At 72.9% G+C, this 24,306-nt stretch carries 21 protein-coding genes and 1 pseudogene; 19 read left to right on the forward strand and 3 right to left on the reverse strand.

Annotation, left to right across the window (positions count from 1 at the left end; genetic code table 11):
• Position 1 precedes the first annotated feature (1 nt).
• The 4 genes from AB5J54_RS35000 to AB5J54_RS35015 all read left to right on the forward strand — a co-directional run bounded on the left by AB5J54_RS35000 (position 2) and on the right by AB5J54_RS35015 (position 4,254).
• Positions 2-1,984: a fumarate reductase/succinate dehydrogenase flavoprotein subunit gene (locus tag AB5J54_RS35000; RefSeq protein ID WP_369147942.1), complete on the forward strand. Its 1,983-nt coding sequence runs from the start codon at positions 2-4 to the stop codon at positions 1,982-1,984.
• Entirely contained in the window at positions 1,981-2,730 is a 750-nt protein-coding gene (locus tag AB5J54_RS35005; RefSeq protein ID WP_369147943.1) for a succinate dehydrogenase/fumarate reductase iron-sulfur subunit, read from the forward strand. The genes AB5J54_RS35000 and AB5J54_RS35005 overlap by 4 nt, the downstream gene beginning before the upstream one ends.
• A gap of 292 nt (positions 2,731-3,022) precedes the next feature.
• Complete coding sequence (locus AB5J54_RS35010; RefSeq protein ID WP_369147944.1) at positions 3,023-3,403, forward strand: tyrosinase cofactor; 381 nt, start codon at positions 3,023-3,025, stop codon at positions 3,401-3,403.
• A 23-nt stretch (positions 3,404-3,426) separates the two neighbouring features.
• Positions 3,427-4,254, forward strand: coding sequence for a tyrosinase family protein (locus tag AB5J54_RS35015; RefSeq protein WP_369147945.1), 828 nt, complete (start codon positions 3,427-3,429; stop codon positions 4,252-4,254).
• Positions 4,255-4,298: 44 nt separating this feature from the next.
• On the opposite strand, the gene AB5J54_RS35020 is transcribed toward AB5J54_RS35015, so the two are convergent.
• Positions 4,299-6,668, reverse strand: a complete 2,370-nt coding sequence (locus tag AB5J54_RS35020; RefSeq protein ID WP_369147946.1) for an ATP-binding cassette domain-containing protein — start codon at positions 6,666-6,668, stop codon at positions 4,299-4,301.
• Positions 6,669-6,866: 198 nt separating this feature from the next.
• Between AB5J54_RS35020 and AB5J54_RS35025 the strand changes: the two genes are divergently transcribed.
• From AB5J54_RS35025 to AB5J54_RS35040, 4 genes and pseudogenes are all read left to right on the forward strand, one after another.
• Complete coding sequence (locus AB5J54_RS35025) at positions 6,867-8,030, forward strand: hypothetical protein (protein WP_369147947.1); 1,164 nt, start codon at positions 6,867-6,869, stop codon at positions 8,028-8,030.
• 16 nt (positions 8,031-8,046) lie between these two features.
• Positions 8,047-8,339: pseudogene (locus tag AB5J54_RS35030) on the forward strand (FUSC family protein); the annotation flags it as partial.
• Between the two features lie 194 nt (positions 8,340-8,533).
• On the forward strand, positions 8,534-10,204 hold the full coding sequence (locus AB5J54_RS35035; RefSeq protein WP_369147948.1) for an asparagine synthase-related protein: 1,671 nt from the start codon (positions 8,534-8,536) through the stop codon (positions 10,202-10,204).
• 117 nt (positions 10,205-10,321) lie between these two features.
• Positions 10,322-10,525, forward strand: coding sequence for a hypothetical protein (locus AB5J54_RS35040; protein WP_369147949.1), 204 nt, complete (start codon positions 10,322-10,324; stop codon positions 10,523-10,525).
• Positions 10,526-10,640: 115 nt separating this feature from the next.
• Here the strand turns inward: AB5J54_RS35040 and AB5J54_RS35045 are convergent, their stop codons facing one another.
• Positions 10,641-12,758 carry a sensor histidine kinase gene (locus tag AB5J54_RS35045; protein ID WP_369147950.1) on the reverse strand — a complete coding sequence of 706 codons (2,118 nt, stop codon included), beginning with the start codon at positions 12,756-12,758 and terminating at the stop codon, positions 10,641-10,643.
• A 22-nt stretch (positions 12,759-12,780) separates the two neighbouring features.
• On the opposite strand from AB5J54_RS35045, the gene AB5J54_RS35050 reads away from it, so the two are divergent.
• From AB5J54_RS35050 to AB5J54_RS35090, 9 genes are all read left to right on the forward strand, one after another.
• Positions 12,781-13,494, forward strand: a complete 714-nt coding sequence (locus tag AB5J54_RS35050; RefSeq protein ID WP_369147951.1) for a response regulator — start codon at positions 12,781-12,783, stop codon at positions 13,492-13,494.
• Between the two features lie 294 nt (positions 13,495-13,788).
• The gene (locus AB5J54_RS35055) at positions 13,789-14,280 is read left to right on the forward strand and encodes a PhzA/PhzB family protein (protein ID WP_369147952.1); all 492 of its coding nucleotides are present in this window, start codon (positions 13,789-13,791) and stop codon (positions 14,278-14,280) included.
• Positions 14,277-15,515 (forward strand): 3-deoxy-7-phosphoheptulonate synthase, encoded by a 1,239-nt coding sequence (locus AB5J54_RS35060; protein ID WP_369147953.1) that lies wholly within the window; start codon positions 14,277-14,279, stop codon positions 15,513-15,515. The genes AB5J54_RS35055 and AB5J54_RS35060 overlap by 4 nt, the downstream gene beginning before the upstream one ends.
• The gene (locus AB5J54_RS35065; RefSeq protein WP_369147955.1) at positions 15,512-16,135 is read left to right on the forward strand and encodes an isochorismatase family protein; all 624 of its coding nucleotides are present in this window, start codon (positions 15,512-15,514) and stop codon (positions 16,133-16,135) included. Before AB5J54_RS35060 ends, AB5J54_RS35065 begins: the two co-directional genes overlap by 4 nt.
• Positions 16,132-18,051: an anthranilate synthase family protein gene (locus tag AB5J54_RS35070; RefSeq protein WP_369147956.1), complete on the forward strand. Its 1,920-nt coding sequence runs from the start codon at positions 16,132-16,134 to the stop codon at positions 18,049-18,051. The genes AB5J54_RS35065 and AB5J54_RS35070 overlap by 4 nt, the downstream gene beginning before the upstream one ends.
• A 9-nt stretch (positions 18,052-18,060) precedes the next feature.
• Positions 18,061-18,900, forward strand: a complete 840-nt coding sequence (locus tag AB5J54_RS35075; protein ID WP_369147957.1) for a PhzF family phenazine biosynthesis protein — start codon at positions 18,061-18,063, stop codon at positions 18,898-18,900.
• Positions 18,893-19,573, forward strand: a complete 681-nt coding sequence (phzG, locus tag AB5J54_RS35080) for a phenazine biosynthesis FMN-dependent oxidase PhzG (protein WP_369147958.1) — start codon at positions 18,893-18,895, stop codon at positions 19,571-19,573. The genes AB5J54_RS35075 and phzG overlap by 8 nt, the downstream gene beginning before the upstream one ends.
• Before the next feature lie 31 nt (positions 19,574-19,604).
• Complete coding sequence (locus tag AB5J54_RS35085) at positions 19,605-20,081, forward strand: PhzA/PhzB family protein (RefSeq protein ID WP_369147959.1); 477 nt, start codon at positions 19,605-19,607, stop codon at positions 20,079-20,081.
• Positions 20,078-21,097 carry a methyltransferase gene (locus AB5J54_RS35090; RefSeq protein ID WP_369147960.1) on the forward strand — a complete coding sequence of 340 codons (1,020 nt, stop codon included), beginning with the start codon at positions 20,078-20,080 and terminating at the stop codon, positions 21,095-21,097. Before AB5J54_RS35085 ends, AB5J54_RS35090 begins: the two co-directional genes overlap by 4 nt.
• A gap of 68 nt (positions 21,098-21,165) precedes the next feature.
• On the opposite strand, the gene AB5J54_RS35095 is transcribed toward AB5J54_RS35090, so the two are convergent.
• The gene (locus tag AB5J54_RS35095) at positions 21,166-22,140 is read right to left on the reverse strand and encodes a sigma-70 family RNA polymerase sigma factor (protein ID WP_369147961.1); all 975 of its coding nucleotides are present in this window, start codon (positions 22,138-22,140) and stop codon (positions 21,166-21,168) included.
• A gap of 160 nt (positions 22,141-22,300) precedes the next feature.
• Between AB5J54_RS35095 and AB5J54_RS35100 the strand changes: the two genes are divergently transcribed.
• Positions 22,301-22,972: a class I SAM-dependent methyltransferase gene (locus AB5J54_RS35100; protein ID WP_369147962.1), complete on the forward strand. Its 672-nt coding sequence runs from the start codon at positions 22,301-22,303 to the stop codon at positions 22,970-22,972.
• 84 nt (positions 22,973-23,056) lie between these two features.
• Entirely contained in the window at positions 23,057-24,304 is a 1,248-nt protein-coding gene (locus AB5J54_RS35105) for an ABC transporter substrate-binding protein (protein ID WP_369147963.1), read from the forward strand.
• Positions 24,305-24,306: the final 2 nt, after the last annotated feature.

Raw genomic sequence — 24,306 nt, forward strand, 5'->3', positions numbered from 1 at the left:
CATGAGCTATCTCGACTACGTCACCGGTGAGCCCCTCGCCGATGCCAAGGCGCCCGCCGGGCCCGTCGCCGAACGCTGGGACACCCGCCGCTTCCAGGCCAAGCTGGTCAACCCGGCCAACCGGCGCAAGCACCGGATCATCGTCGTCGGCACCGGCCTCGCCGGCGGCTCCGCCGGCGCCACCCTCGCCGAACAGGGCTACCACGTCGTCCAGTTCTGCTTCCAGGACTCCCCGCGCCGCGCCCACTCCATCGCCGCCCAGGGCGGCATCAACGCCGCCAAGAACTACCGCAACGACGGCGACTCGATCCACCGCCTCTTCTACGACACCGTCAAGGGCGGCGACTTCCGGGCCCGCGAGTCCAACGTCCACCGCCTCGCGCAGATCTCCGTCGAGATCATCGACCAGTGCGTCGCCCAGGGCGTCCCCTTCGCCCGCGAGTACGGCGGCCTCCTGGACACCCGCTCCTTCGGCGGCGTCCAGGTGTCCCGTACCTTCTACGCCCGCGGCCAGACGGGTCAGCAGCTCCTCCTCGGCGCCTACCAGGCGCTGTCCCGGCAGATCGCCGCCGGAAACGTCGAGATGCACGCCCGTACGGAGATGCTCGACCTCATCGTCGTCGACGGGCGGGCCCGCGGCATCGTCGCCCGCGACCTGATCACGGGCGAGATCTCCACCCACTACGCGGACGCCGTCGTCCTCGCGACCGGCGGCTACGGCAACGTCTTCTACCTGTCGACGAACGCCATGAACTCCAACGCCACCGCCGTCTGGCGGGCCCACCGGCGCGGCGCGTACTTCGCCAACCCCTGCTTCACCCAGATCCACCCCACCTGCATCCCGCGCACCGGCGACCACCAGTCGAAGCTGACCCTGATGAGCGAGTCGCTGCGCAACGACGGCCGCATCTGGGTCCCCAAGGCGAAGGGCGACACCCGGCCCGCCGCCGAGATCCCCGAGGACGAGCGCGACTACTACCTGGAGCGGATCTACCCCTCCTTCGGCAACCTCGTCCCCCGCGACATCGCCTCCCGCGCCGCCAAGAACGTCTGCGACGAGGGGAGGGGAGTGGGCCCCGGCGGGCAGGGTGTCTACCTGGACTTCGCCGACGCCATCCGCCGCATGGGCCGCAAGGCCGTCGAGGCGAAGTACGGCAACCTCTTCGACATGTACGCGCGGATCACCGCGGAGGACCCGTACGAGGTCCCCATGCGGATCTACCCCGCCGTGCACTACACGATGGGCGGACTCTGGGTCGACTACGACCTCCAGACCACCGTCCCCGGCCTCTTCGCCATCGGCGAGGCCAACTTCTCCGACCACGGGGCCAACCGGCTCGGCGCCTCCGCCCTCATGCAGGGTCTCGCCGACGGCTACTTCGTCCTGCCCGCCACCATCAACGACTACCTGGCCCGCCATCCGCACGGCGAACCCGTCACCGACGACCACCCGGTGGTCCGCGAGGTCCTCGCCGAGACCGAGGACCGCCTCCACCTCCTCCTCTCCGTCGACGGCGACCGCACCCCCGACTCCTTCCACCGCGAGCTCGGCGAACTCATGTGGGAGTACTGCGGCATGGCCCGCACCGAGGAGGGCCTGACCAAGGCCCTGCGCCGCATCCCGGAGATCCGCGAGGAGTTCTGGAGCCGCATCAAGGTCCCCGGCACCGGCGAGGAGTTCAACCAGTCCCTGGAGAAGGCCAACCGGATCGTCGACTACCTGGAGCTCGCCGAGCTCATGTGCCTCGACGCGCTGCACCGCGCCGAGTCCTGCGGCGGCCACTTCCGCGAGGAGTCCCAGACCCCGGACGGCGAGGCCGCCCGCCGCGACGAGGAGTTCTCGTACGTCGCCGCCTGGGAATTCCGGGGGTCCGGGGGTCGTCCCCCGGGAGGGCACAGCACCCCCGACGGAGCCGCCCCCGTCCTCCACAAGGAGGACCTCGCCTTCGAGTACGTCCACCCCACCCAGCGGAGCTACGCATGAGGCTCAACCTGCGCGTCTGGCGCCAGAAGAACGCCGGCACCGAGGGTGCCATGGCCACCTACGAGGTGGACGGGGTCTCGCCCGACATGTCCTTCCTGGAGATGCTCGACACCCTCAACGAGGACCTCATCCTGCGCGGCGAGGACCCCGTGGCCTTCGACCACGACTGCCGCGAGGGCATCTGCGGCGCGTGCAGCCTCGTCATCAACGGCGACGCGCACGGGCCGGAGCGCACCACGACCTGCCAGCTGCACATGCGCTCCTTCCGCGACGGCGACACCATCGACGTCGAACCCTGGCGCGCGTCCGCCTTCCCCGTCGTCAAGGACCTGGTCGTCGACCGCTCCGCCTTCGACCGCGTCATCCAGGCCGGCGGCTACATCACCGCCCCCACCGGGGCCGCCCCCGAGGCCCACGCCACCCCCGTGCCCAAGGCCGACGCCGACTCCGCCTTCGAGCACGCCGAGTGCATCGGCTGCGGCGCGTGCGTGGCGGCCTGCCCCAACGGCTCGGCGATGCTCTTCACCTCCGCCAAGATCAACCACCTGAACGTCCTGCCCCAGGGCTCCCCGGAACGCGAGACCCGGGTCCTCGACATGGTGGCCCAGATGGACGCCGAGGGCTTCGGCGGCTGCACCCTGACGGGCGAGTGCGCCACGGCCTGCCCCAAGGGCATCCCGCTCCCGTCGATCGCGGCGATGAACAGGGAGTGGCTGCGGGCACGGCGGAAGGCTCCGCGCGGCTGATCGGATCCGGCCAGTCTGGCGGCGTGGGCTCCACCACACCGCGCACCCCGGAGCCGAAGATCATTCACGGAACGATCACTTTCTCCGCAGGATCTTCGCTCCGGGGTGCTTCTGTCCGCCACGACAGCAAGATCAACTCCGTTCAAACCTGTACTTACCGTGGCATGTTGTCCACTTCGCGGCCAACCGGCCGCCGGTGATTTCCGCCGCGCCGACACCCCCGGGTACTGATGAAGGCCGCCGGGGGGCACCTGACCGAACCCCCCGGTCGCACCGACCATTGGGGGAACTCATGTCCAGCATCACCCGCCGCCGGGCTCTCGGCGTCGCGGCCGGCGCGGCAGGCGCCGCCGCGGGCCTCGCCCTGGCCGGCCCGGCCGCCGCCGCACCGGGGGCCGCCGCTCCCGCGCCCGCCCCGGACTCGTTCGACGAGGTCTACCAGGGCCGCCGCATCCAGGGCGGGCCCTCTCACGGCGGCCACCACGGGGGACACCACGGGGGTGGCTACTCCGTGACGATCGACGGCGAGGAACTGCACGTCATGCGGAACGCCGACGGCACCTGGATCAGCGTGATCAACCACTACGAGCCCGTCGCCACGCCCAGGGCGGTGGCCCGCGCGGCCGTCCGGGAGCTCCAGGGCGCCCCGCTCGTACCCCTCACCCTCACCTGATCCGAGCCAGGAGCAGCACCACCATGACCGTACGCAAGAACCAGGCCACCCTCACCGCCGACGAGAAGCGGCGCTTCGTCGACGCCCTCCTGGAGCTCAAGCGCTCCGGGCGGTACGACACCTTCGTCACCACGCACAACGCCTTCATCATGGGCGACACCGACAGCGGCGACCGGGTCGGCCACCGCTCGCCCTCGTTCCTGCCCTGGCACCGGCGCTTCCTCATACAGTTCGAGGAGGCGCTGAAGTCCGTCGACGCGACCGTCACCCTCCCGTACTGGGACTGGACGGCCGACCGCACCTCCCGCTCCTCCCTCTGGGCGCCCGACTTCCTCGGCGGCACCGGCCGCGCCCGCGACGGCCAGGTGTCGGACGGCCCGTTCGCCCGCACCGGGAACCGCTGGACGATCAACGTCCGCGTCGACGGGCGGGACTACCTGCGGCGCGACCTCGGCGCCGGCGGCCGCCAGCTGCCCACGCGGGCCGAGGTGGACTCCGTCCTCGCCATCGAGACGTACGACACGGCCCCCTGGAACAGCTCCTCGGACGGCTTCCGCAACCACCTGGAGGGCTGGCGCGGGGTGAACCTCCACAACCGCGTCCACGTCTGGGTCGGCGGCCAGATGGCCACCGGAGTCTCCCCGAACGACCCCGTGTTCTGGCTGCACCACGCCTTCGTGGACAAGCTGTGGGCCGACTGGCAGGCCCGCCACCCCCGGTCGACGTACCTGCCGGCCGCCGGAACCCCGAACGTCGTCGACCTCCGCGACACCATGCGCCCGTGGAACGACGTGACCCCGGCGGACATGCTGGACCACACCCGCCACTACACCTTCGACACGGCGGCCTGATCCCGCGGGCAGGGTTCAGCGCCTGATCCCCCCGGGGGGCGGGTTCAGCGCCGCTCGCCGAACCCGAGGGCCCGGGCCAGATACGGCGCGGTGCGGCTGTCCGCCGCCCGCGCCACCCGGTCCGGGGGACCCGCCGCCACCACACGGCCGCCCTGGTCGCCGCCGCCGGGACCGAGGTCGAGGACCCAGTCGGCGGTGGCGACGACGTCCATGTCGTGCTCGACGACGACCACCGAGTGACCGGCGTCCACGAGACCGTGCAGCTGGCGCATCAGGACCTCCACATCGGCCGGGTGCAGGCCCGTCGTCGGCTCGTCCAGGACGTAGAGGGTATGGGCGCCGCGCGGCCGCTGGAGCTCCGAGGCGAGCTTGATGCGCTGCGCCTCGCCGCCGGACAGCTCGGTGGCGGGCTGCCCGAGCCGGAGATAGCCGAGGCCGACGTCGAGGAGGGCGCCCAGGCTCCGGGCCGCCGCGGGGGTGTCGTCGAAGAAGGCGGCGGCGGACTCGACCGTCAGATCGAGGACCTCGGCGATCGTGAGGCCGCGCAGCCGGACCTGGAGGGTCTCGGGGTGGTAGCGGGCGCCGTGGCAGTCGGGGCAGGGCGCGTACGTACTGGGCAGGAAGAGCAGCTCCACGGAGACGAAGCCCTCTCCCTGACAGGTCTCGCAGCGGCCTCCGGGCACGTTGAAGGAGAAGCGGCCCGCCTTGTACCCGCGTGCCCTGGCCTCCTCGGTCTCCGTGAAGAGCTTGCGCACGACGTCGAAGAGCCCGGTGTACGTGGCGAGGTTGGAGCGCGGGGTACGGCCGATCGGACGCTGATCGACCGTCACCAGCCGCCCGACGCCCGGGACTTCCTCGGTCAGCGCGCTGACGAGCGTCGACTTCCCGGAGCCGGACACGCCCGTCACGGCCGTGAGGACGCCGACCGGGAACGCCGCGTCCACCGCCCGCAGGTTGTGCAGGGTCACGGGCCCCGGCCGCAACCAGTCGGCCGGTTCCCGCACCGTCCGCGAGGGCGCGGGCGCCCGGTCGAAGAGGAACCGCCGGGTCGCGGACGCCTCGACGCCGGCCAGTTCCTCGGGCGGGCCGCTGTGCAGCACCCGCCCGCCGTGCACGCCGGCGCGCGGGCCGACGTCCACGAGCCAGTCGGCGTGCCGGACGACGTCGAGATGGTGCTCGACGACGAAGACCGAGTTCCCGGCGGCCTTCAGCCGGTCGAGGACCACCAGCAGGGCCTCGGTGTCGGCCGGGTGCAGCCCGGCGGAGGGCTCGTCGAGGACGTACACCACACCGAAGAGACCGGAACGCAGCTGCGTGGCGAGCCGCAGCCGCTGGAGCTCGCCGTTGGACAGCGTGGGGGTGGCGCGGTCCAGGCTGAGGTAACCGAGGCCGAGTTCGGTGACCGTGCCGATGCGGGCGACCAGGTCCTCGGTGAGGACCCGCGCCGTCGCCGAGGTGTCCGGGGCCGTCGCCGCGACCGTCGAGAGGAGACCCGAGAGGGCGGTGAGCGGCAGGGCGGCCAGCTCGGCGACGTTCCGGCCGGCGAAGGTGACCGAGAGCGCCTCGGGCCGCAGCCGGCCGCCGCCGCAGGCCGGACAGGGCGAGCTGGTGAGGAAGCGCTCCGCCTTCGCGCGCAGGGTCGGGCTCTTCGAGTCGGAGAACGTCCGCAGCACATAGCGGCGCGCGCTCATGTACGTGCCCTGGTACGGACGTTGGATGCGGTCGGCCTCCCGCACCGGGTGCACGGTGACGACCGGCTGCTCGTCCGTGAAGAGGATCCACTCCCGGTCCTTCGCGTCGAGCTCCCGCCACGGCCGGTAGACGTCGTACCCGAGGGTGTCGAGGACGTCCCGCAGATTCTTCCCCTGCCAGGCACCGGGCCAGGCCGCGATGGCCCCCTGACGGATCGACAGATCGGCGTCCGGTACGAGGAGTTCCTCGCTGGTGTCGTGGATCAGCCCGAGGCCGTGACACGCAGGGCACGCGCCCGCCGCGGTGTTGGGGGAGAAGGCGTCGGAGTCGAGCCGCTCCGCCCCCTCCGGATAGTCCCCGGCCCGCGAGAACAGCATCCGCAGCGAGTTGGACAGCGTGGTCACCGTACCGACGGAGGAGCGGGCGTTCGGCGAGGACCGGCGCTGCTCCAGGGAGACCGCCGGCGGCAGCCCGGTGATCTCACCGACCGCGGGCGCCCCCACCTGGTGGATCAGCCGCCGCGCGTACGGGGCCACCGACTCGAAGTAGCGGCGCTGGGCCTCGGCGTAGATCGTCCCGAAGGCCAGCGACGACTTGCCGGAGCCGGAGACCCCGGTGAACACGACGAGCGCGTCGCGCGGGATGTCGACGTCGACCCCGGCGAGGTTGTGCTCGCGGGCACCTCGGACGCGAACGAACGGATCGTGGGGGGTGTCATGCATGGGGCGACTTTATCGAATGGCCCGCGTTTGCCCTGGTCGGTCCCGTCTTCAGGCGGCCGGCGGTGTCAGCCCGACGGCCCGGGGGAGCATGCCGTGGTGCTTCGTGACGGTGACCGCCCTGCCGGCCGCTGATGGGGGCCAGCGTGTCGCGCGGAGTGTCGATGTCGCCGTGAAGGCATCCTGTGGGCACCTGCGATCGTGGAGGCAGCCGACGAGAAGGATCGGGTCATGCAAAGGTCGTCTCAGGACGTCACGGTCGTGGCCCTTCTGGCGGATCCGGACGCGCCGACGGACATCGCGCATCGCATGGCCCGGGCCCTTTCCGGTCGGCTCGCCGACAAGGCGGGCCAGGGGCGGCGGTTCGACGTCAAGGTGGTCAGTGAGCCCTTCACCGCGGGGACCGAGGATCCGCACACCTTGATGCGCCGGATCAAGGACCGCGGAAGCGCGGAGGACTGGGACATCGTCGTGGCTCTCACCGACCTTCCGCTGCACTCACACGGGCGCAGGCTCGTCGTGGACCTCAGTCACGAAGACGGGTTGGCGCTGCTCTCGCTTCCTTCTCTGGGTGGTTTGCGCCTGCAGGCGAGGGCCCGGCGGGCTGTGGAAGAAGCCGTGCTGGGCTTGGCTGGGCTGCAGGACACCGATGCCGAGGGGCGACCGCGAAGTCAACGGCGTCCGAGACCGCTTGCCGCTCGTCTCACACCCGTTCATCCGGACCAGGTCGGTGAGGAGGGGACCGCCGATCTGCGGTACGTCGTCAGCGGGCCACGCGGTCACCTGCGGGTGCTCGCCGGTATGGTCCGCGCCAACCGGCCTTGGCGCTTGGTGCCGGGGCTGTCCAAAGCCTTGGCGGCCGCGCTCGCCACAGGAGCGGTAGCCACCGTCAACTCCACCGTCTGGAGTCTCGCCGAATCCCTGAGCGCACCGCGCCTCGTGATCGCCATGGTCGGCTCTGTCGCGCTCATGATCGGCTGGCTGATCGTGGACGCGGAACTGTGGCATCGCTCAGCAGAGGGCTCGCCGGAGGCGAGGCAGAGGGCGAGGCTCTACAACACGTCGACGGTCCTGACCGTAGGCATCGGGGTACTCGTCTGCTACGTGGGTCTGCTGCTCATCAACGTCGTGTGGGCGCTGTTCATCCTCAACGACCAGGTGTTCACGTCCATGACACGAGAACCGCTGGACGCAACGGACTACTGGACGTTGTCATGGTTCGTCGCTTCGACTGCGACAGTGGGCGGCGCGCTGGGCTCCGGCTTGGAGAGCGATGAGGCCATCCGGGCCGCCGCCTATTCCAAGCGGGAACAGGAACGACGCCAGATGGCGAAGGACGACCAAGGTGACCATCGGGTGACCTGAGCCGGCGGACGCTCTTCCGATCCGCCGATGGGGGCGCATCGTGACGCGCTGGCCGATGCCCTGGCCGCCGTAGCGGACTGCGCCCGTCGGTTGCGGCACGACCCGACCGCCGCGTTCGACCCGGAGCCGTTGACGACGGCCCGGGACGCGGCCGCCGTGACGCCGTCACAGGCCCGCACCCGCCCCACCGTCCTCCACGGCCCCTGCGGACTCGCCGAGCGCATTCTGCCGGCCGTCACCGTGCTCGCCGACCCGGACGTCGGCGCCCCCGCGGAGGGAGCGGGGCGGGACCGCGCGCGGGAGTTGCTCGTGCGCACTCGTCACTCCGGATCACCCCGCCGGGAGCGTACTTCAGGCCACGAGGATGCCGAAGACCGGTCGGCCGCGCGACGGGTTCTGGGAACCGGCCGGGAGTGGAACCGGACGGGGGGCCCGTGTGGACGGGACGGCGGGAGCCGGAGCGTGGAGGCCGAGTCAGACCGCTACGGAAGGTCGTGATCACCATGTCACGGATCCTGGGCCAGTTCGGTACCGACATCGCGCCGTACGTCCTGCGGGAGGCCGCGGGCCGCGACGGCGGCGGCGTCCGTGTGCAGCACGGTACCGGCTGGGCGCTCGCGGGCGCAGCGGCAGACGCCGACGGCGGCGTGGCTGCCGTGCTCACCGGCCGCCTCGACGTACGGCTGCCGCTGCTGTCCCGGATCGAGGCGGGCGGGCGGGGGGTTGCCGAACGGGCCCCGGCGACGTTGGTGCGCGCCGCGTTCCAGACGGAGGGCCCCGAGTGCACGGGGTTGCTGCGGGGCCGATACGCCGTGGCCGTCGCCGACACCCGCGGCGCACAGCGCCTGGTGCTCGCGACCGACGACGCCGGCTCGATCCCGATCTACCACCACTGGGACCGGGTCCGTCAGGTGTTCTCCTTCGCCTCCGATCTCCCGGCGCTGCTCGCCCTGCTCCCGTCCCGGCCCGCGCTGTGGCAGCCGGGCCTCGACGCGTATCTGACGACCGGCGCCGCGCTCGACGGGCGCACCCTGTTCGACGGCGTACGGATGCTGCCGCCGGGGACGACCGCCGTGTACGAGCGGGGGATCGGGCTGCGCCTGATCCGCCGTGATCCGGCCGTGGGCGCGACGGTGCCGGCGCCCGGCACCGCGGGGCGCGAGCTGCAACTGGAGCGGGCCCGGCGATCGCGCGGCGGAACGCCGGCGGACGCCCTGCTCGACCTGCCGGGCCCGGGTACCACGCTGCTGCGGGAACTGACCGGGCCGGACCTGCCCTCCGCCGGCCCCGCGCCGGGCGAGGCGGGGTCGGACGCCCTGCTGCCGCTGGACCGACGCTGGGTGCGCGACCTGCCGGCGCTGCTGCCCGAGCTCGTCTGGCGGCTCGGGCAGCCCGAGGCCGATCCGGGCGCGTTGCTCGTCTCCGCGCTGTACGCCGCCGCCCGGCGGCGGGGAATCGGGACGGTGCTCGCCTCGGACGCCGCCGAGGAGGTCGTCGCCGGAAGGCGGCGGGTGGAGGCCGCTCTCGGCGAGGGCCCGCAGGACTGGCTCTCCTGCTACGCCGACCGGCTCGCCCCGGTCCCCGCCGCGCACCGGGCCAAGCTCTACACCCGTGACTACCGGGCGTTTCTCGACGACCGGGGCGACGCGGCCCACGGTCTGGCGGCGCGGCTCGGTGCCGAGGCGGAGCGCCGTTCGCGGCGCGCCGCGCTGACCGCGTTCGAGCTGGACGAGCTGCTTCCGGTACGCGGGCTGCGCCGCACGGCGCACCTGGCCGGCGGGCACGCCGTGAGCGGCCTGTTGCCGTGGCCCGCGCGCCGGTTGTGGACGGCCGCCGCGCCGTACGCCGCGGGACCCGCGCCGACGGCGGCTGCCGGGGCGCTGTCCGGACTCCTGGCACCGGGCAGTGAGCTGATGGACTTCGTCCGCGAGACGCTGTCGCCGTCCCGGCTGCGGATCTCCGGGCTGTTGAGCCGACGTTCGGTGGAGAAGCTGTTCGCCGCCCAGTTGGCCCGGCCGTCGGAGCGGCTGGTGGGGACGATCTGGGCCCTGGTGATGTTCGAGCTGTGGCGCGAGGAATTCGGGCCGGCGGTGCGCCGCCCGGTCCCTCCGCCGGTCCGCGCGAAGAGCCCGGCCGATCTGCCGGCACTCACCCGGCGCGCGCCCGTCCTGTGAAGGACGGAGCCGGAGGGGTCGGGGTGGGTCACGGGCCTCATGTGCCCGGGACAGGTCCGAGGTCACGATGGGACGGACGTCCGCGCCTGCGGACGGACTGCAGGAAGTGAGCAGAGAATGAAGCGCAAGATCATCGGGTCGGCGCTCGGCCTCACGGCCCTCGTGAGCGCCGTCCTCTTCGGTTCGAAGAGGTCGCGCGCCTCCTCGGGAGCCACCGGCAAGGGATCCGGCCCGCACGAGCCGCGCTGCCCCTGCCCGGAGTGCTGCCCGGCGCCGCCCACGTCCCGCCAGGACCGTGACTGCCCCGAGTGTGACCCGTAAGACCACCGGTCCCTCCTCACCGGCGTCCGCCGCCTCCCTGGCAGCGGGCGCCGCTCCCTGTGCGCGGCCGGTCTCCGCCGGACGTGCGGGGCCGGTCTCCGCCGCGCGGTCCGCGTCACGCGGTCTCAGCCGGTGCGGCCACCGCCGGCGGTTCCACCGCCGCGGTCGAGCGCGGCAGCACCGCGCGGACACGGGTGCCGCGGCCCCGCAGGACCGGGGACTCGATGGCGCACCGGCCGCCGATCTCGGCGGCCCGCTCGGCCATCGACCGCAGTCCGACGCAGTGGCCGTCGGTCCGGCCGGCGGTCCCGGTCCCGTCGTCCTCCACCACGAGGGTGAGGGCGTCCCGGTCGACCCGGACCCGCACCTCGGCGCGGGTGGCGCGGGCGTGCCGGACCACGTTGGTGAGGGCCTCGGCCGCGATCCGGTAGGCGGCCACCTCGACGGCGGCGGGGAGCGGGGGCAGCGGGGAGGGCTCGAGGCTCGCGAGGACGGCGGGCCGGACGCCGTCGAAGGTGGCGACGAGCTGACGGAGTGCTCCGTCGAGGCCGAGTTCGCCCAAGCGGGCGGGGCCGAGCCGGTCGGTGATCCGCCGTACCTCCTTGATGGCCATGCCGAGGTCGTCCGAGACCGTGCGCAGGTCCTCGCGCAGGGGATCGTCGGCGGGGAGGCGGGCGGTCGCGTTCTCGGTCCGCAGTCGGAGCCCGGCGAGGGCCGGACCGAGGCCGTCATGGATGTCCCGGCGCAGTCGGCGCCGTTCCTCCTCGCGGGCCGTGACGATCTGTTCCCGGCTGCTGCGCAGGTCCTCCTGGAGCCGCAGCGAGGCGACGGCGGGCGCGGCCTGGCTGGCGAGCGAGGAGAGGATGAGGGCGTCCTGCTCGTCGAGCCGCTGTTCGCCGGCGCGCAGGCCGACGGAGAGCCGGCCGACGACGGTGCCGTGATGGAGCATCTCGAAGTGGTGCGGGTGTTCGCCCAGGTCGCCCACCCGGGCCAGGGTCCGCGTACCCGCGCGGGTGTGCACGGCGAGGGCGGCCGCCGGCAGGCGCAGGGTCTCGACGACGGTGGCGCAGAGGGTGGCGGGGATGTCCTGGGAGCTTCCGGCGTGGCTGATGCGTTCGGCGAGGGTGTGCAGCACCTGGTAGGGATGGGCGCGGTCGCCGTAGTAGAGCCGGTCGATCACGTCGACCGCCCGGGCGACGGCGGGCCGCAGGGCGGCGCCCATGAGGAAGGCGAGGGCGATGAGGATGAGGGCGTCAGCGGTACGACTGGGGGTGAGGCCGTCGAGGAGGGCGGCGACGAGGCCGATGTCGACGGCGGTGAGCAGAGTGACGATGAGGAGTCCGGCGAGGATGCGGCGGCCGGAGCGGCTGAGTCGCCAGGAGCCGGTGCGGACGACGACATACGCGACGGAGAACGACCACAGCAAGGAGGTGCCGACCACCAGCCAGTGGGTGGGCCAGCGCCATTGGTCGCCGAAGTGGTGCTCGAGGCTGCGGGCGGTCGCCCAGACGAGGTAGGTGCCGAGGAGCAGCAGCAGGATCCGGCGGGTCCGCCCGGAGGGGGTGCGCAGCCCCCGCCAGAGCATGACGCCGCTGGCGAGGGCGATCAGGACGAAGTGGCTGACCTCCTGGGCCTGGGAGAGGTGCTCGTCGAGGAAGGCCGACGTATGGGCGACCCAGCCGGTGGCCAGGGGGTTCGGTGCGTCGTACCGCTGGGGCTGGGCCGTGTTCACGAACACCTGCGGCAGCACCCACAGAGCGAGGCCGGCCATGTACCAGCGCCAGCGGCGGGTGAGACGGCCGTCCGGGAACCACAGAGGGAGGGAGTACCAGATGGTGATCCGCACCCAGTTGCCGACCGCGTCGACGACCAGGCAGGTGGTGAGGAGCGGCGCGGAGGGGTTCTCCAGCCACATGGGGGCGGCCACGACGGCGGGCACGACCGCCGCCATGCCGTAGGCGATCATCACCCAGCCGAAGGGGCGGCCGGGCCAGTGCGCGTGGACGAGGACGCCGGCGGCCACGGCGGGCAGGCCGTACGCGAGGACCCGCAGGCTCTGGGCGCTGTTCGGCTCGCCGGGCGCGCCCAGGTTGAGGAGCAGGTAGGAGACCCACAGTCCGCTGAGGGCGAGGGTGACGGCAGCGCACAGGGCGGCGGCGGCCAGCTGCCGCTCGTCCGCCGCCCGGTGGGAACCCGTCGGGGGCGACGGCGCGTTCTCACTCCATGTGTTCATATGCATACCTATAGTAATCGATATGACGGATGAAGACTCCCGGGGCTCGCGGGAATCCGACGGGGCGGCGGTCACGGTGCTCCTCGTGGACGACCACCCGATGTTCCTGGACGGACTGCGCGGCGCGCTGTTGCCGGAGGACGGGTTCCGGGTGGTGGGCGAGGCCTCGTCGGCAGCGGAGGCCGTGGCGCTGAACGCGCGGACCGTGCCGCAGGTGGTGGTGCTCGACCTGGGCCTGCCGGATGCCTCGGGCATCGAAGTGGCCCGGCGGCTGATCGGCGACAGCCCCGAGACGCGGGTCCTCGTGCTGAGCATGTCCGAGGATGACGACAACCTGCTCGCGGCGGTACGGGCGGGGGCGAGCGGCTACCTGGTCAAGGGCGCGGGGCGCGAGGAGATCATCGGCGCGATCCGCACGGTGGCGCGCGGCGGCGCGGTGTTCGGGCCGCGGATCGCCGAGCGGCTGCAGTCCTTCTTCGACGCACTGGCCGCCGCGCCGGGCCGGGAGGTGTTCCCGGACCTGACGCCGCGCGAGCTGGAGGTCCTGGACCTGCTCGCCGGCGGTCTCGACTACCGGCAGATCGCCCGTCGGCTGACGATCTCGGACAAGACCGTCCGCAACCACGTCACCAACATCTTCGCGAAGCTCCAGGTCAACGACCGGGCGCAGGCGATCGTCCGGGCCCGCAACGCAGGTCTCGGCACGGACGGGTCTCCTCCGCGGCCCCACGAGTGACGTGGCGGAGGTCCGCCTTCCGGTCCGTCTTCCGCTTCCGGCTCGTCCTCCCGTTCCCGGCCCCATCGCCCCTCCTCAAGCGCTCGTGGCTCTCCGGTCGTGAGGGTCGAGTCTCATACGCCCGGTGGTCCGGGCGCATGAGGCGGGTGGCCCGAGGACGTCCCGGCGCGGCCTGGGAGCGGGGCACCGGACAGACCTTGGGCCGGGGCCCCGACTGCCGACCCGGGTGTCCGGGCCACCGGGACGCGGAGGGTGGACGCACAGACGTCGTCCACCACACCACTGGAGACCCGCATGTCAGGCACCGCACCCCGACGGGGTTCCGCTGACGACACGACCGAGCTGCGGCGGCGCAACCGCGCCACCGTCGAGACGTACATGAACACCCGGGGCGAGGCCCGGCTCCGCAGGCACGAGCTGTTCACCGAGGACGGCACGGGCGGCCTGTGGACCACCGACACCGGCGCCCCGATCGCCGTCCGGGGCCGGGACCGGCTCGCGGAGCACGCCGTCTGGTCGCTGCGCTGCTTCCCGGACTGGGAGTGGTACGGCGTCCGCGTCTTCGAGACCCAGGACCCGAACCACTTCTGGGTGGAGTGCGACGGCCACGGCCGGATTCGCTTCCCCGGCTATCCCGAGGGCTTCTACGAGAACCACTTCCTGCACTCGTTCGAGATGTCCGGCGGCAGGATCGTCCGCGGCCGCGAGTTCATGAACCCGTTCGCGCAGCTGCGCGCCCTGGGCATCCCGGTGCCCACCGTCCGCCGCGAGGGGATACCGACATGAGCACCACCGGCCACCGTGCCGACCGCACCGGCACCCACGCGGAGAACCTGCTGTCCGAGATGCGCGCGCGGGGCGCCGAGCAGCAGCCCGAGTGGCCCGACCCGGCGCAGGCCCGTCGGGTGCGCGCGGCACTCGCGGGCCGGCCGCCGCTGGTACGGGCCGAGGACCTGAGGGCGCTCGGACTGCTGCTGGCCCGGGTCGCCGAGGGCCGGGCGCTGGTCGTCCAGGCCGGCGACTGCGCGGAGGACCCGGAGGAGCGCACCGCGGGCAGCGTGGGGCGCCGGGTCGCCGTGCTCGACCTGCTCGCCGGGGCGCTGCACTCGGCCGCGGGTCGTCCGGTGCTGCGGGTGGGCCGGATCGCCGGCCAGTACGCCAAACCGCGCTCCAGCCCGGTCGAGCTCGTCGATGGCCGTGAACTCCCCTCGTACCGCGGTCATCTGGTCAACGAGCCGGAGCCGGACGCCGAGAGCCGCACCCCTGACCCGCTGCGGCTGCTGCTCGGCTATCTCGCCGCCGGGGACGTCATGGAGCACCTGGGCTGGCACCGACGCCCCAGGGCGCGCGGCCCGGAGCCTCCGGTGTGGACGAGCCACGAGGCGCTGCTGCTCGACTACGAGGTGCCGCTGCTGCGGCGGGACGACGAGGGCCGGCTCTATCTGGGCTCCACGCACTGGCCGTGGATCGGCAAGCGGACCCGCGCGGTGGACGGAGCTCATGTGGCGCTGCTGTCGCAGGTCGCCAACCCGGTGGCGTGCAAGGTGGACGCGGACCTCCACCGCGACGAACTGCTCGCGCTGTGCGAGAGGCTCGACCCCGGACGGGTGCCGGGCCGGCTCACGCTGATCGCCCGGATGGGCGCCGACCTGGTCGCGGACCGGCTGCCGCCGCTGGTCGCCGCCGCGAAGGCCGCCGGTCATCCGGTGAGCTGGCTGTGCGACCCGATGCACGGCAACACCGTAGCCACCGCCGACGGCACCAAGACCCGGGTCGTGGGGACCGTGCGGCGCGAGGTGGCCCTGTTCCGGCGGGCGGTGGAGTCCGCCGGGGGAGTGGCGGCCGGACTGCACCTGGAGACCACGCCGGACGAAGTGACGGAGTGCGCCTCCTGCCACGAGGACCTGACCCAGGTCGGCCGGATCGGCGAGCGGTACACGACGTTCTGCGATCCGCGGCTCAATCCGTGGCAGGCGCTCGGCGTCGTCTCGGCCTGGAAGACCTGGAAGGAGGAGTCATGACCGGTATCCCCCCGATCGCCGCGTATCCACTGCCGTCGGCGGACGAGCTGCCCGCCAACACCGCCCGCTGGCAGCTCGATCCGCTCCGCGCGGTGCTGCTCGTCCACGACATGCAGCGCTATTTCCTCGACCCGTTCCCGGCCGGACCGCGCCGCGAACTCGTCGCGCGGGCCGCCCTGTTGCGCACCCGCTGCGCCGCACGGGGCGTGCAGGTCGCCTACACCGCGCAGGCCGGCTCGATGACCCGTCAGGAACGCGGTCTGCTCCAGGACTTCTGGGGGCCGGGGATGCGCGCGACGCCCGAGGACCGAGAGGTCGTCCCGGCGCTCGCACCGGGGGACGGCGACTGGGTGCTGGTGAAACGCCGCTACAGCGCCTTCTTCCGGTCCGGACTGCTCGGCCGGATGCGGGCGGCGGGTCGCGACCAGCTCGTCCTGTGCGGGGTGTACGCGCACGTCGGGGTGCTCGCGACCGCCGTGGAGGCGTTCACCCACGACATCCGGGTCTTCCTGGTCGCCGACGCCGTTGCCGACTTCTCCCGCGAGGACCACGACACGGCCCTGCGCTACGCCGCCGGGCGCTGCGCCGTGGTCGTCACCACAGAGGAGGTCCTGTCATGACCGATCCGCTGACGTCGATCCTCGGGCCCGGGCCCCGCCCCGCCGCCTACGCCCTGCTGCACCGCCCCGGCGCCGGACATCCCGACGCGCCCGACATGCTGGACGTGCTGGTCGGCCGGGTGTCGCTGCCCGCCTCGCTGGCCGGTGTGCCGCTGCCCGCGCGGGAGTCCGCGGAGGGCCAGGGCGCGCACCACGAGTCGCTGGTGGTCGTTCCGTACCGGCAGATCACCGAGCGCGGCTTCCGCTGCGCCGACGACGGGGCGCCGCTGATCGCGCTGAGCGTGACCGGGCAGTCGACGGTGCCGGTGCGAGAGGCGCTGGCCCGGCTGCCGCGCACGGCGACCGGGCTTCGCGACGGGCGGTTCGACCTCGACGACGAGATGTACGCGACGGCGGTGCGCAGGGTGGTGCGGGAGGAGATCGGGGAGGGCGCGGGAGCCAACTTCGTACTGCGCCGCACCTTCCTCGCGGAGCTCGACGAGCACGGCCCGGACACCGCGCTGGCGTTCTTCCGTCGGCTGCTCGAACAGGAGTCGGGGGCGTACTGGACGTTCCTGGTGCACACCGGGGTCCGCACCTTCGTGGGCGCGTCCCCCGAGCGGCACGTGAGCCTGCGGGACGGCACGGCGGTGATGAACCCGATCAGCGGCACCTACCGGCATCCGCCCGAAGGACCGTCGCTGCCCGGGGTGATGGCCTTCCTCGCCGACCGCAAGGAAGCCGACGAGCTGTCGATGGTCGTCGACGAGGAACTGAAGATGATGGCCCGGATCTGCCCCGGAGGCGGCCGGGTGACCGGCCCGTACCTGAAGGAGATGGCACGGCTCGCGCACACCGAGTACCTGATCGAGGGCAGCACGGACCGGGAGGTGCGCGAGGTGCTGCGGGAGACCCTGTTCGCGCCGACGGTGACCGGCTCGCCTCTGGAGAGCGCCTGCCGGGTGATCGCCCGGCACGAGGCTACCGGCCGGGGCTACTACAGCGGGGTCGTGGCGCTGATCGGCCGGGACGAGCGGGGCGGCCGGGCGCTGGACTCGGCGATCCTCATCAGGACCGCCGAGATCGACGCGGCGGGCCGGCTGCGGATCGGGGTGGGCGCGACCGTGGTGCGTCACTCCGACCCGGACGCGGAGGCCGCCGAGACCCGGGCGAAGGCGGCCGGGCTGCTGGCGGCGCTGGAGGGCGACGGGCCGGGACCGTTCGGCGGACACCCGGAGGTGCGGGCCGCCCTGGAACGGCGCAACGACAACCTGTCCGGCTTCTGGCTGGGCGCGCACCGGGGCACCGGAGACGCGGAACTCGCCGGACGCCCGGTCCTGGTCGTCGATGCAGAGGACGCCTTCACCGCCATGATCGGCCGACAGCTCACGTCACTCGGGCTGGATGTGACGGTGCATCGATACCACGAGGAGTACGTGCCCGAGGCGTACGACCTGGTCGTCCTGGGCCCGGGTCCCGGTGATCCGGCGGAGGCCGGGCACCCTCGGATGGACGGGCTGAGGGCGACCGCGCGCGGACTGCTCGCGGGGCGGCGGCCGTTCCTGGCGATCTGCCTCAGCCACCAGATCGTCGGCCTCGAACTCGGCCTCCCGCTCGTCCGCAAGGAGGTGCCGCACCAGGGCGTGCAGAAGGAGATCGAGCTGTTCGGCCGCCGTGAGCGGGTCGGCTTCTACAACACGTTCGCGGCGCGCGCGACGGCCGACCGGACGGTGGTCGACGGCGTCGGCGCGGTGGAAGTGTGCCGTGATCCGTTCACGGGCGAGGTGCACGCGCTGCGCGGCCCGCACTTCATCACGCTCCAGTTCCATCCCGAGTCGGTGCTGACCCGCGACGGGCCGGGGATCTTCGTCCGCGCCGCACGGCATGCGCTGCGCGACGCCCCGGCCCGACGGGCCCCGTCCCCGACGGACTGCTGAGAGGAGGTCATGATGCGTCCGTACGTCGTCGTCGACGCCTTCGCCGCGGAGCCCCTGCGGGGCAATCCGGTGGCCGTGTTCTTCGACTGCGCCGATCTCCCGACCGCGTTGATGCAGCGGATCGCCGGCGAGATGAACCTCTCGGAGGTGACCTTCGTCCTGCCACCGCGCCAGGGCGGCGACGCCCGGGTCCGGGTCTTCACCCCGGTCAACGAGCTGCCCTTTGCCGGGCACCCTTTGCTCGGCACGGCCGTCGCGCTCGGCCCGTACGTGCGCGGCGACCGACTGGTCCTGGAGACCGCGATGGGCCCGGTGCCCTTCGTCCTGCGGCGGCGGGCGGGCCGGGTGGTGGCGGCGCGGATGCGCCAGCCGGTGCCGTACTGGACGGAGTTCGACCAGCCGGACGAACTCCTCGCGGCGGTCGGGGTCTCCGCCGCCACTCTGCCCGTGGAGGTCTACCGCAACGGCCCTCGGCACGTCTTCGTGGCCGTCGGGAGCGTCGCCGCCCTGTCGGCGCTACGGCCCGATCACCGGGCGCTCGCGGCCTTCGAGGACCTCGCCGTGAACTGCGTCGCCGGATCCGGGACGCGCTGGCGCAGTCGGATGTTCTCACCCGCGTACGGCGTGGTGGAGGACGCGGCGACCGGTTCGGCCGCCGGGCCGCTCGCCGTGCATCTGGCCCGGCACGGACGCGTGCCGTACGGCCGGGAGATCGCGATCCGCCAGGGTGTCGAACTGGGCCGGAGCGCCCTGATGCTGGCCCGCGCGGAGGGCGCGGGCGACCACGTCGAGTCCGTCGAGGTGAGCGGCGAGGCCGTCACCGTGGCGGTCGGGAGGATCTATGTCTGACAGCACCGGTACGACCGCACACGCCCGGCACACCACCGGCCGGTCGGAGACCCTGACAGGAACGGTCCGGCTGCCCTTCCCCGAGTACGCCGATCCGCCCGCCGATCCGGTGGCGCTGCTGCGCTGCTGGCTGGTCCAGGCCGAGGAACTGGGCGTGCGCGAGCCACGGGCCCTCGCCCTGGCCACCGCCACAGCGGCGGGCGGCCCGTCGAGCCGGATCGTGGCCGTCAACCGGATCACGGACACCGGCCTGGTCTTCGCCACCCACCGCGGCAGCCGCAAGGAGCGCGAACTCGCCGTCGACCCACGGGCGTCGGGTCTGCTCTACTGGCGGGAGACCAGTCGGCAGATCAGCCTCGCCGGACGGGTGCGCCGGCTGCCCGACGCGACGGCCGACGCCCTGTGGTCCGCCCGCCCGGTGTTCACGCACGCGATGACGGTGGCTTCGCGGCAGAGCGAGCCGCTGGGCTCCCTCGCGGAGGTGGCCGCGCTGCGGGACCGCGCCGCGCGGCTGGCCGCCGCCGGACCGCGGCCGCGCCCCGCCGCGTACCTCGCGCTCGAACTCGTACCCGAAGAGGTGGAGTTCTGGGCCGACGGCACCGGACGACTGCACGAGAGGCTGCGCTACACGCGCGGTCCCGAGGGCTGGCGGGCTGTTCGCCTCCAGCCGTGAACCGCCCCCACGAAGGAGAAGGGAGCCCCTGATGTCCGCGTCCGAGGACACCACGCGCGCCCGTGACCGGGCCACCGTCGACGCCTTCCTGCGCACCGATCGGGAGAGCAGACTGCGGCGCCACACGCTGTACACCGAGGACGGCTCGGCCGCCCTGTTCTTCACCGACGTCGGCCGGCCCCTCGTGGTGCGCGGCCGCGAGAACCTGCGCCGCCACGGCGAGCTGTCGCTCCAGGTGCTCCCCGACTGGGAGTGGACCGATGTCGAGGTGTACGAGACGCTCCGGCCCGGCCTGGTCTTCGTGGAGTGCCGCGGCGAGGGCACCATCCGCTTCCCCGGCTATCCGGCCGGCCGCTACCGCAACCACTTCCTCCACCGCTTCGAGCTGGTCGACGGCCTGATCGCGGCCAGTCGCGAATACACCAACCCGATCGAGCACATGCGGTCCCTGGGCATCGGGACACCACACATCGACCGGGACTGGATACCCACCGAGGAGCACGCATGACCACCGACCCCCAGGCAGTCCGGGACACGGTCGAACTCGTCACCGGCGCCTGGCGCACCCAGACCGTCCATGTCGCCGCCCGGCTGCGGCTGCCCGACCTGGTGGCCGAGGGGCACCGGGACCCGACGGCGCTCGCAGCGGCGACGGGGCTGCGCGAGGACCTCGTCCACCGGCTGCTGCGCCTGCTCGTCCTGCTCGGGGTGCTCGAGCCGGACGGCGACGGGAGAGTGGCCACCACACCGGTCGGAGAGCTGCTGCGGGACCGTCCGGGCTCGCTGCGCGACATGGCGCTGCTGTACGGGGAGGAGTTCTACCGGGCCTGGGAGCACGCGGAGTCGGCGCTGACCACCGGGACGTCCGGCTTCGAGCTGGCGTACGGCGAGCCGCTGCTGTCCTACCTCGCGGGCGACCGGGAGGCGGCGGGGCGCTTCCAGCGGGTGATGCAGGCCGGGCACGCCGTGTTCGACGCGGTGCCCGGTGTCCTGGACCTCGCGGGGCGCGAGCGGGTGGTGGACGTCGGCGGCGGCAGCGGCCGACTGCTCGCCGCAGTGCTGGCCGCCGCGCCTAGGGCTCGCGGCGTCCTCGTGGACCTGCCCCACACGCTGCCGCACGCCCGCGCCCATCTGGCGGCCACCGTGGGCCTGGACCGGGTGGAGCTGCACGGCCGGGACATGTTCGCCGAGCCGCTCCCGGCCGGCGGCGACGTCTATCTGCTCTCCCGCGTGCTCGGCGACTGGGACGACGGGAACTGCGTCCGGCTGCTGCGCCGCGTGCGGGCGGAACTGTCGCCGCGGGCCCGGCTGCTGGTGGTGGAGCGGATGGTCACGGACGACGGATCGGGCCCGCTGGCCGCGCTGTGGGACCTGCACCTGCTGGTGGTCAACGGCGGCCGGCAGCGCACCTTGGACGACTACCGGACGCTGCTGCACCGCTCGGGCCTTGCTTTGGAACGGGTGGTGGAGCTGCCGCTGGAGACGAAGGGCCTGCTGGTCGCCGCGGCGGACGGTTCAGGATGAGACCCAGTGCGCGGCGAGGGGCCGATCGGTGGCGTGCTCGATGCAGTCCGCGTCGTCCGGCACCGTGATCAGCCGAGCCCGGCGTCCTCGCCGACGTGGTCCGGCAGGCCGAAGAGCGGAAAGAGGCGCTCTGTGTCACGGAAGGCCGTGATGCCGGCGATCCGGTCGCCGGAGAAGTCGATGACCTGCAGGGCCCAGGGTGTGTACCCGGGTCCGTCGGTGCGGGGGCGGTACTGGCCGAAGGCGGGGGTGCCGTTCGCCGTGGTCGGGATCAGTCGCGAGCCGCGGCAGCCGACGGCGGGCCCCGTCAGCCACGCCTGGATGTCGGGGACCCCGCGCATCCACTTCGCGTACGGGGGCAGGCACAGGGTGGCATCGACGTGGAGCAGCATGTTCAGCTCCTCCATGTCGTGGCGCGAGAAAGCCCTGGCGTACCGCTCGGCCAGCACGCGACGGACGCCGTCGGACGGCTGCCCGAGCTGCCCGTCCGTTCCTCCGCGGCGGTCGGCCAGGGTGGTGCGGGCGCGCTGCAGGGCGCTGTTGGCCGAGGCGACGGTGGAGCCGTGCAGGTCGGCCACCTCACGGGCGGAGAAGCCCAGAACGTCCCGCAGGATCAGCGTGGCCCGCTGCCTGGGCGGCAGGTGCTGGAGCGCGGCGACGAACGCGAGCCGTACCGACTCGCCCGTCGTCGCGGACGCCTCCGGATCCCCGCTCGGGCAGGGCTCCACCCACAGGGCGGCGTCCTCCGCGGGCGCCGGCGGGGTGCCGCCGTCGCCGGGGCCGGCCAGGCCCATGGGCAGCGCCCGTCGCCTGCCCGAGGCGAGGGCGTCCAGGCAGACGTTCGTGGCGATGCGGTACACCCAGGACCGCAGCGACGAGCGCCCCTCGAACCGGTCGATGCTCCGCCAGGCGCGGACCAGCGTCTCCTGTACGGCGTCCTCGGCCTCGGCGTACGACCCCAGCATCCGGTAGCAGTAGCCGGTCAGCTCCCGCCGGTACTCCTCGATCCGGTCCATCGCCCCGTCCGCCACGGCGTCCCGCATGTCCTCCCCTTCGACTCCGGGCCGGGCGTTCCCCGGCCGGGCCACCGCGCAACGATGTCACGGAAGTGAGGACGTCCCCGTGGTGCCGGAAAGCACGGGGCGGGTGGCCCGACTGTGGTACGAACCCCGGGTACGCACCCCGCGACGGAAGGAATGCGGAATGGACCACGACGCCACGAAGGGGCGGCCGGTGTCGGCGGCCGAACTGTTCGACGGCCTGGGGATCGACTACGAGCGCGCCTTCGTCCGGCTGCCGGCCCAGCTGGCGGCGATCGAGTGGCTCACCGCACGGCTGGGCGCGGGAGCCAGGGTCCTCGACGTCGGCAGCGGTACGGGACGCCCGGTGGCCGACCTCCTGGTGCGCGCCGGCTGCGAGGTGACCGGCATCGACGTCTCCGGCGAGATGGTCGCCCTCGCGAGCGAGCAGGTGCCCGGGGCCCGCTTCGAACGGTGCGACGTACGGGTCTTCGACGCGCCGGACGGCGGCTTCGACGCGGTGTGCGCGTTCTTCCCGCTGATGATGATGAGCCGCGCGGAGGCGGCCGCCTGTCTGAAGCGCATGGCCGGCTGGCTGGCGCCGGGCGGCTTCCTGGTGACGGCGACCGTGCCCGCGGACGTCGAGGACGTCGAGATCGTCTGGATGGAGCGCACGGTCAGGGTCTCCAGCTTCTCGGTGGCGGAGTACCTCCGGCTCCAGCGGGAGGACTGCGGCCTCGACGTGCTCCACCACGAGGTGTCGCTCTTCGACCCGGACGACGACCGCGCGGCGCCCGAGGAGCACCTCTTCACCTACGCGCGTCGCCCGGCCCCCGCGGGAGCGGCAAAGGCCTGACGTATCGTCAATTGACGGTGCATCAGTTATTGACGGTTCATCGGTCCGGTCACAGAATGCGGTCACCCGACGGAGGGATCGCCCGTGCCTCGACCGTTGCGCCTCATCGCCGCCGCCTTCGCCCTGACGCTCGTCACAGCCTGCAACTCCGCCTCCAGCGGCGGGAGTACACCCTCCTCCGTACGCGGAGTGACCGCCGACACGATCAAGGTCGGTGGCATCGTCTCCATGACGACAGCCAGCGGCTACTCCAAGAAGGACACCGACCTCGGCGCACGGGCCCGCTACGACCGGGCCAACGCCGAGGGCGGGGTCGACGGACGGAAGATCGAGTACCTGGGCGCCGAGGACGACGGCCAGGACCCCGCCAGGAACCTCGCGGCGGCCCGCAAGCTCGTCCAGCAGGACAAGGTCTTCGCCGTCTCCCCGATGAGCTCGGTCACCTTCGCCGGGGCCGACTTCCTCGACGCCCAGAAGGTCCCGACGGTGGGCTGGGGCACGCTCCCCTCGTTCTGCGGGCCCGCGCACCTCTACGGCTTCAACGGCTGCCTCGTCCCGATGCCCGGCGGCACCCTCAACCAGACCTGGCCCGAAGGGCTCGTGGCCGTCCTCGGCGGAGCCCGCGGCAAGTCCGTCGCGCTCATCGCCGGAGACAACGACGCCGGCAAGTTCGGCATCCGTACCTTCACCCAGGGCTTCAAGGCCGCCGGCTTCCAGGTGGCGTACGCCAAGGCCGTCGTGCCCGCGACCTCGATGCCCAGCGACTGGTCCGCGTACACCAAGGAGATCCTCCGCTCCGGCCCCGGCGGCGGCGCACCCGACGCCGTGGTCTCCGTGATGCAGACGCCGTACAACATCGGCCTGTTCACCGCGCTCAAGCGGACCGGCTACAAGGGCGTCATCTCCGACCCGACGGACTACGACCCCGGGCTCCTCGCGAAGGACGCGACGAAGCAGGCCCTCGACGGGGTGCACGTGCTGCTGCAGTTCCAGCCCTTCGAGTCCGACAGCCCGGCGATGCGGCAGTTCAAGGCGGACATCAAGAAGGCCGCCGGCGGCAAGGACGTACCCCTCAACATGCACATGATGACGGGGTACATGAGTGCCGACCTCTTCCTCTCGATCGCCGCGAAGGCCGGCAAGGACCTCACCGTCGAGTCCTTCCAGAAGGCCGCCGACGGCTTCTCCGACACCGGGACGCTCGTGGGCGACCGCGCCGAGCCCAAGGGGAAGAAGGAGAGCTTCGGCTGCGGGGCGCTCGTCCGGCTGAAGAACGGGCGGTACGAGGTGGCCGTGCCCTTCAAGTGCTACCCGCCGATCCCCTTCGGCTGAGG

The organism is Streptomyces sp. R44, assembly GCF_041053105.1.
Lineage (GTDB): Bacteria > Actinomycetota > Actinomycetes > Streptomycetales > Streptomycetaceae > Streptomyces.

Excerpts from the sequence above, each read along its gene's own strand:
- AB5J54_RS35055 (WP_369147952.1), top strand. The coding sequence starts at position 13,789 with ATGTCAGGCACCGCACCCCGACGGGGTTCCGCTGACGACACGACCGAG.
- AB5J54_RS35020 (WP_369147946.1), bottom strand. The coding sequence starts at position 6,668 with ATGCATGACACCCCCCACGATCCGTTCGTTCGCGTCCGAGGTGCCCGC.
- AB5J54_RS35005 (WP_369147943.1), top strand. The coding sequence starts at position 1,981 with ATGAGGCTCAACCTGCGCGTCTGGCGCCAGAAGAACGCCGGCACCGAG.
- AB5J54_RS35010 (WP_369147944.1), top strand. The coding sequence starts at position 3,023 with ATGTCCAGCATCACCCGCCGCCGGGCTCTCGGCGTCGCGGCCGGCGCG.
- AB5J54_RS35065 (WP_369147955.1), top strand. The coding sequence starts at position 15,512 with ATGACCGGTATCCCCCCGATCGCCGCGTATCCACTGCCGTCGGCGGAC.
- AB5J54_RS35060 (WP_369147953.1), top strand. The coding sequence starts at position 14,277 with ATGAGCACCACCGGCCACCGTGCCGACCGCACCGGCACCCACGCGGAG.
- AB5J54_RS35095 (WP_369147961.1), bottom strand. The coding sequence starts at position 22,140 with ATGCGGGACGCCGTGGCGGACGGGGCGATGGACCGGATCGAGGAGTAC.
- AB5J54_RS35040 (WP_369147949.1), top strand. The coding sequence starts at position 10,322 with ATGAAGCGCAAGATCATCGGGTCGGCGCTCGGCCTCACGGCCCTCGTG.
- AB5J54_RS35015 (WP_369147945.1), top strand. The coding sequence starts at position 3,427 with ATGACCGTACGCAAGAACCAGGCCACCCTCACCGCCGACGAGAAGCGG.
- AB5J54_RS35045 (WP_369147950.1), bottom strand. The coding sequence starts at position 12,758 with ATGAACACATGGAGTGAGAACGCGCCGTCGCCCCCGACGGGTTCCCAC.
- AB5J54_RS35090 (WP_369147960.1), top strand. The coding sequence starts at position 20,078 with ATGACCACCGACCCCCAGGCAGTCCGGGACACGGTCGAACTCGTCACC.
- AB5J54_RS35050 (WP_369147951.1), top strand. The coding sequence starts at position 12,781 with ATGACGGATGAAGACTCCCGGGGCTCGCGGGAATCCGACGGGGCGGCG.
- AB5J54_RS35035 (WP_369147948.1), top strand. The coding sequence starts at position 8,534 with ATGTCACGGATCCTGGGCCAGTTCGGTACCGACATCGCGCCGTACGTC.
- AB5J54_RS35000 (WP_369147942.1), top strand. The coding sequence starts at position 2 with ATGAGCTATCTCGACTACGTCACCGGTGAGCCCCTCGCCGATGCCAAG.
- AB5J54_RS35070 (WP_369147956.1), top strand. The coding sequence starts at position 16,132 with ATGACCGATCCGCTGACGTCGATCCTCGGGCCCGGGCCCCGCCCCGCC.
- AB5J54_RS35100 (WP_369147962.1), top strand. The coding sequence starts at position 22,301 with ATGGACCACGACGCCACGAAGGGGCGGCCGGTGTCGGCGGCCGAACTG.
- AB5J54_RS35085 (WP_369147959.1), top strand. The coding sequence starts at position 19,605 with ATGTCCGCGTCCGAGGACACCACGCGCGCCCGTGACCGGGCCACCGTC.
- AB5J54_RS35075 (WP_369147957.1), top strand. The coding sequence starts at position 18,061 with ATGATGCGTCCGTACGTCGTCGTCGACGCCTTCGCCGCGGAGCCCCTG.
- phzG (WP_369147958.1), top strand. The coding sequence starts at position 18,893 with ATGTCTGACAGCACCGGTACGACCGCACACGCCCGGCACACCACCGGC.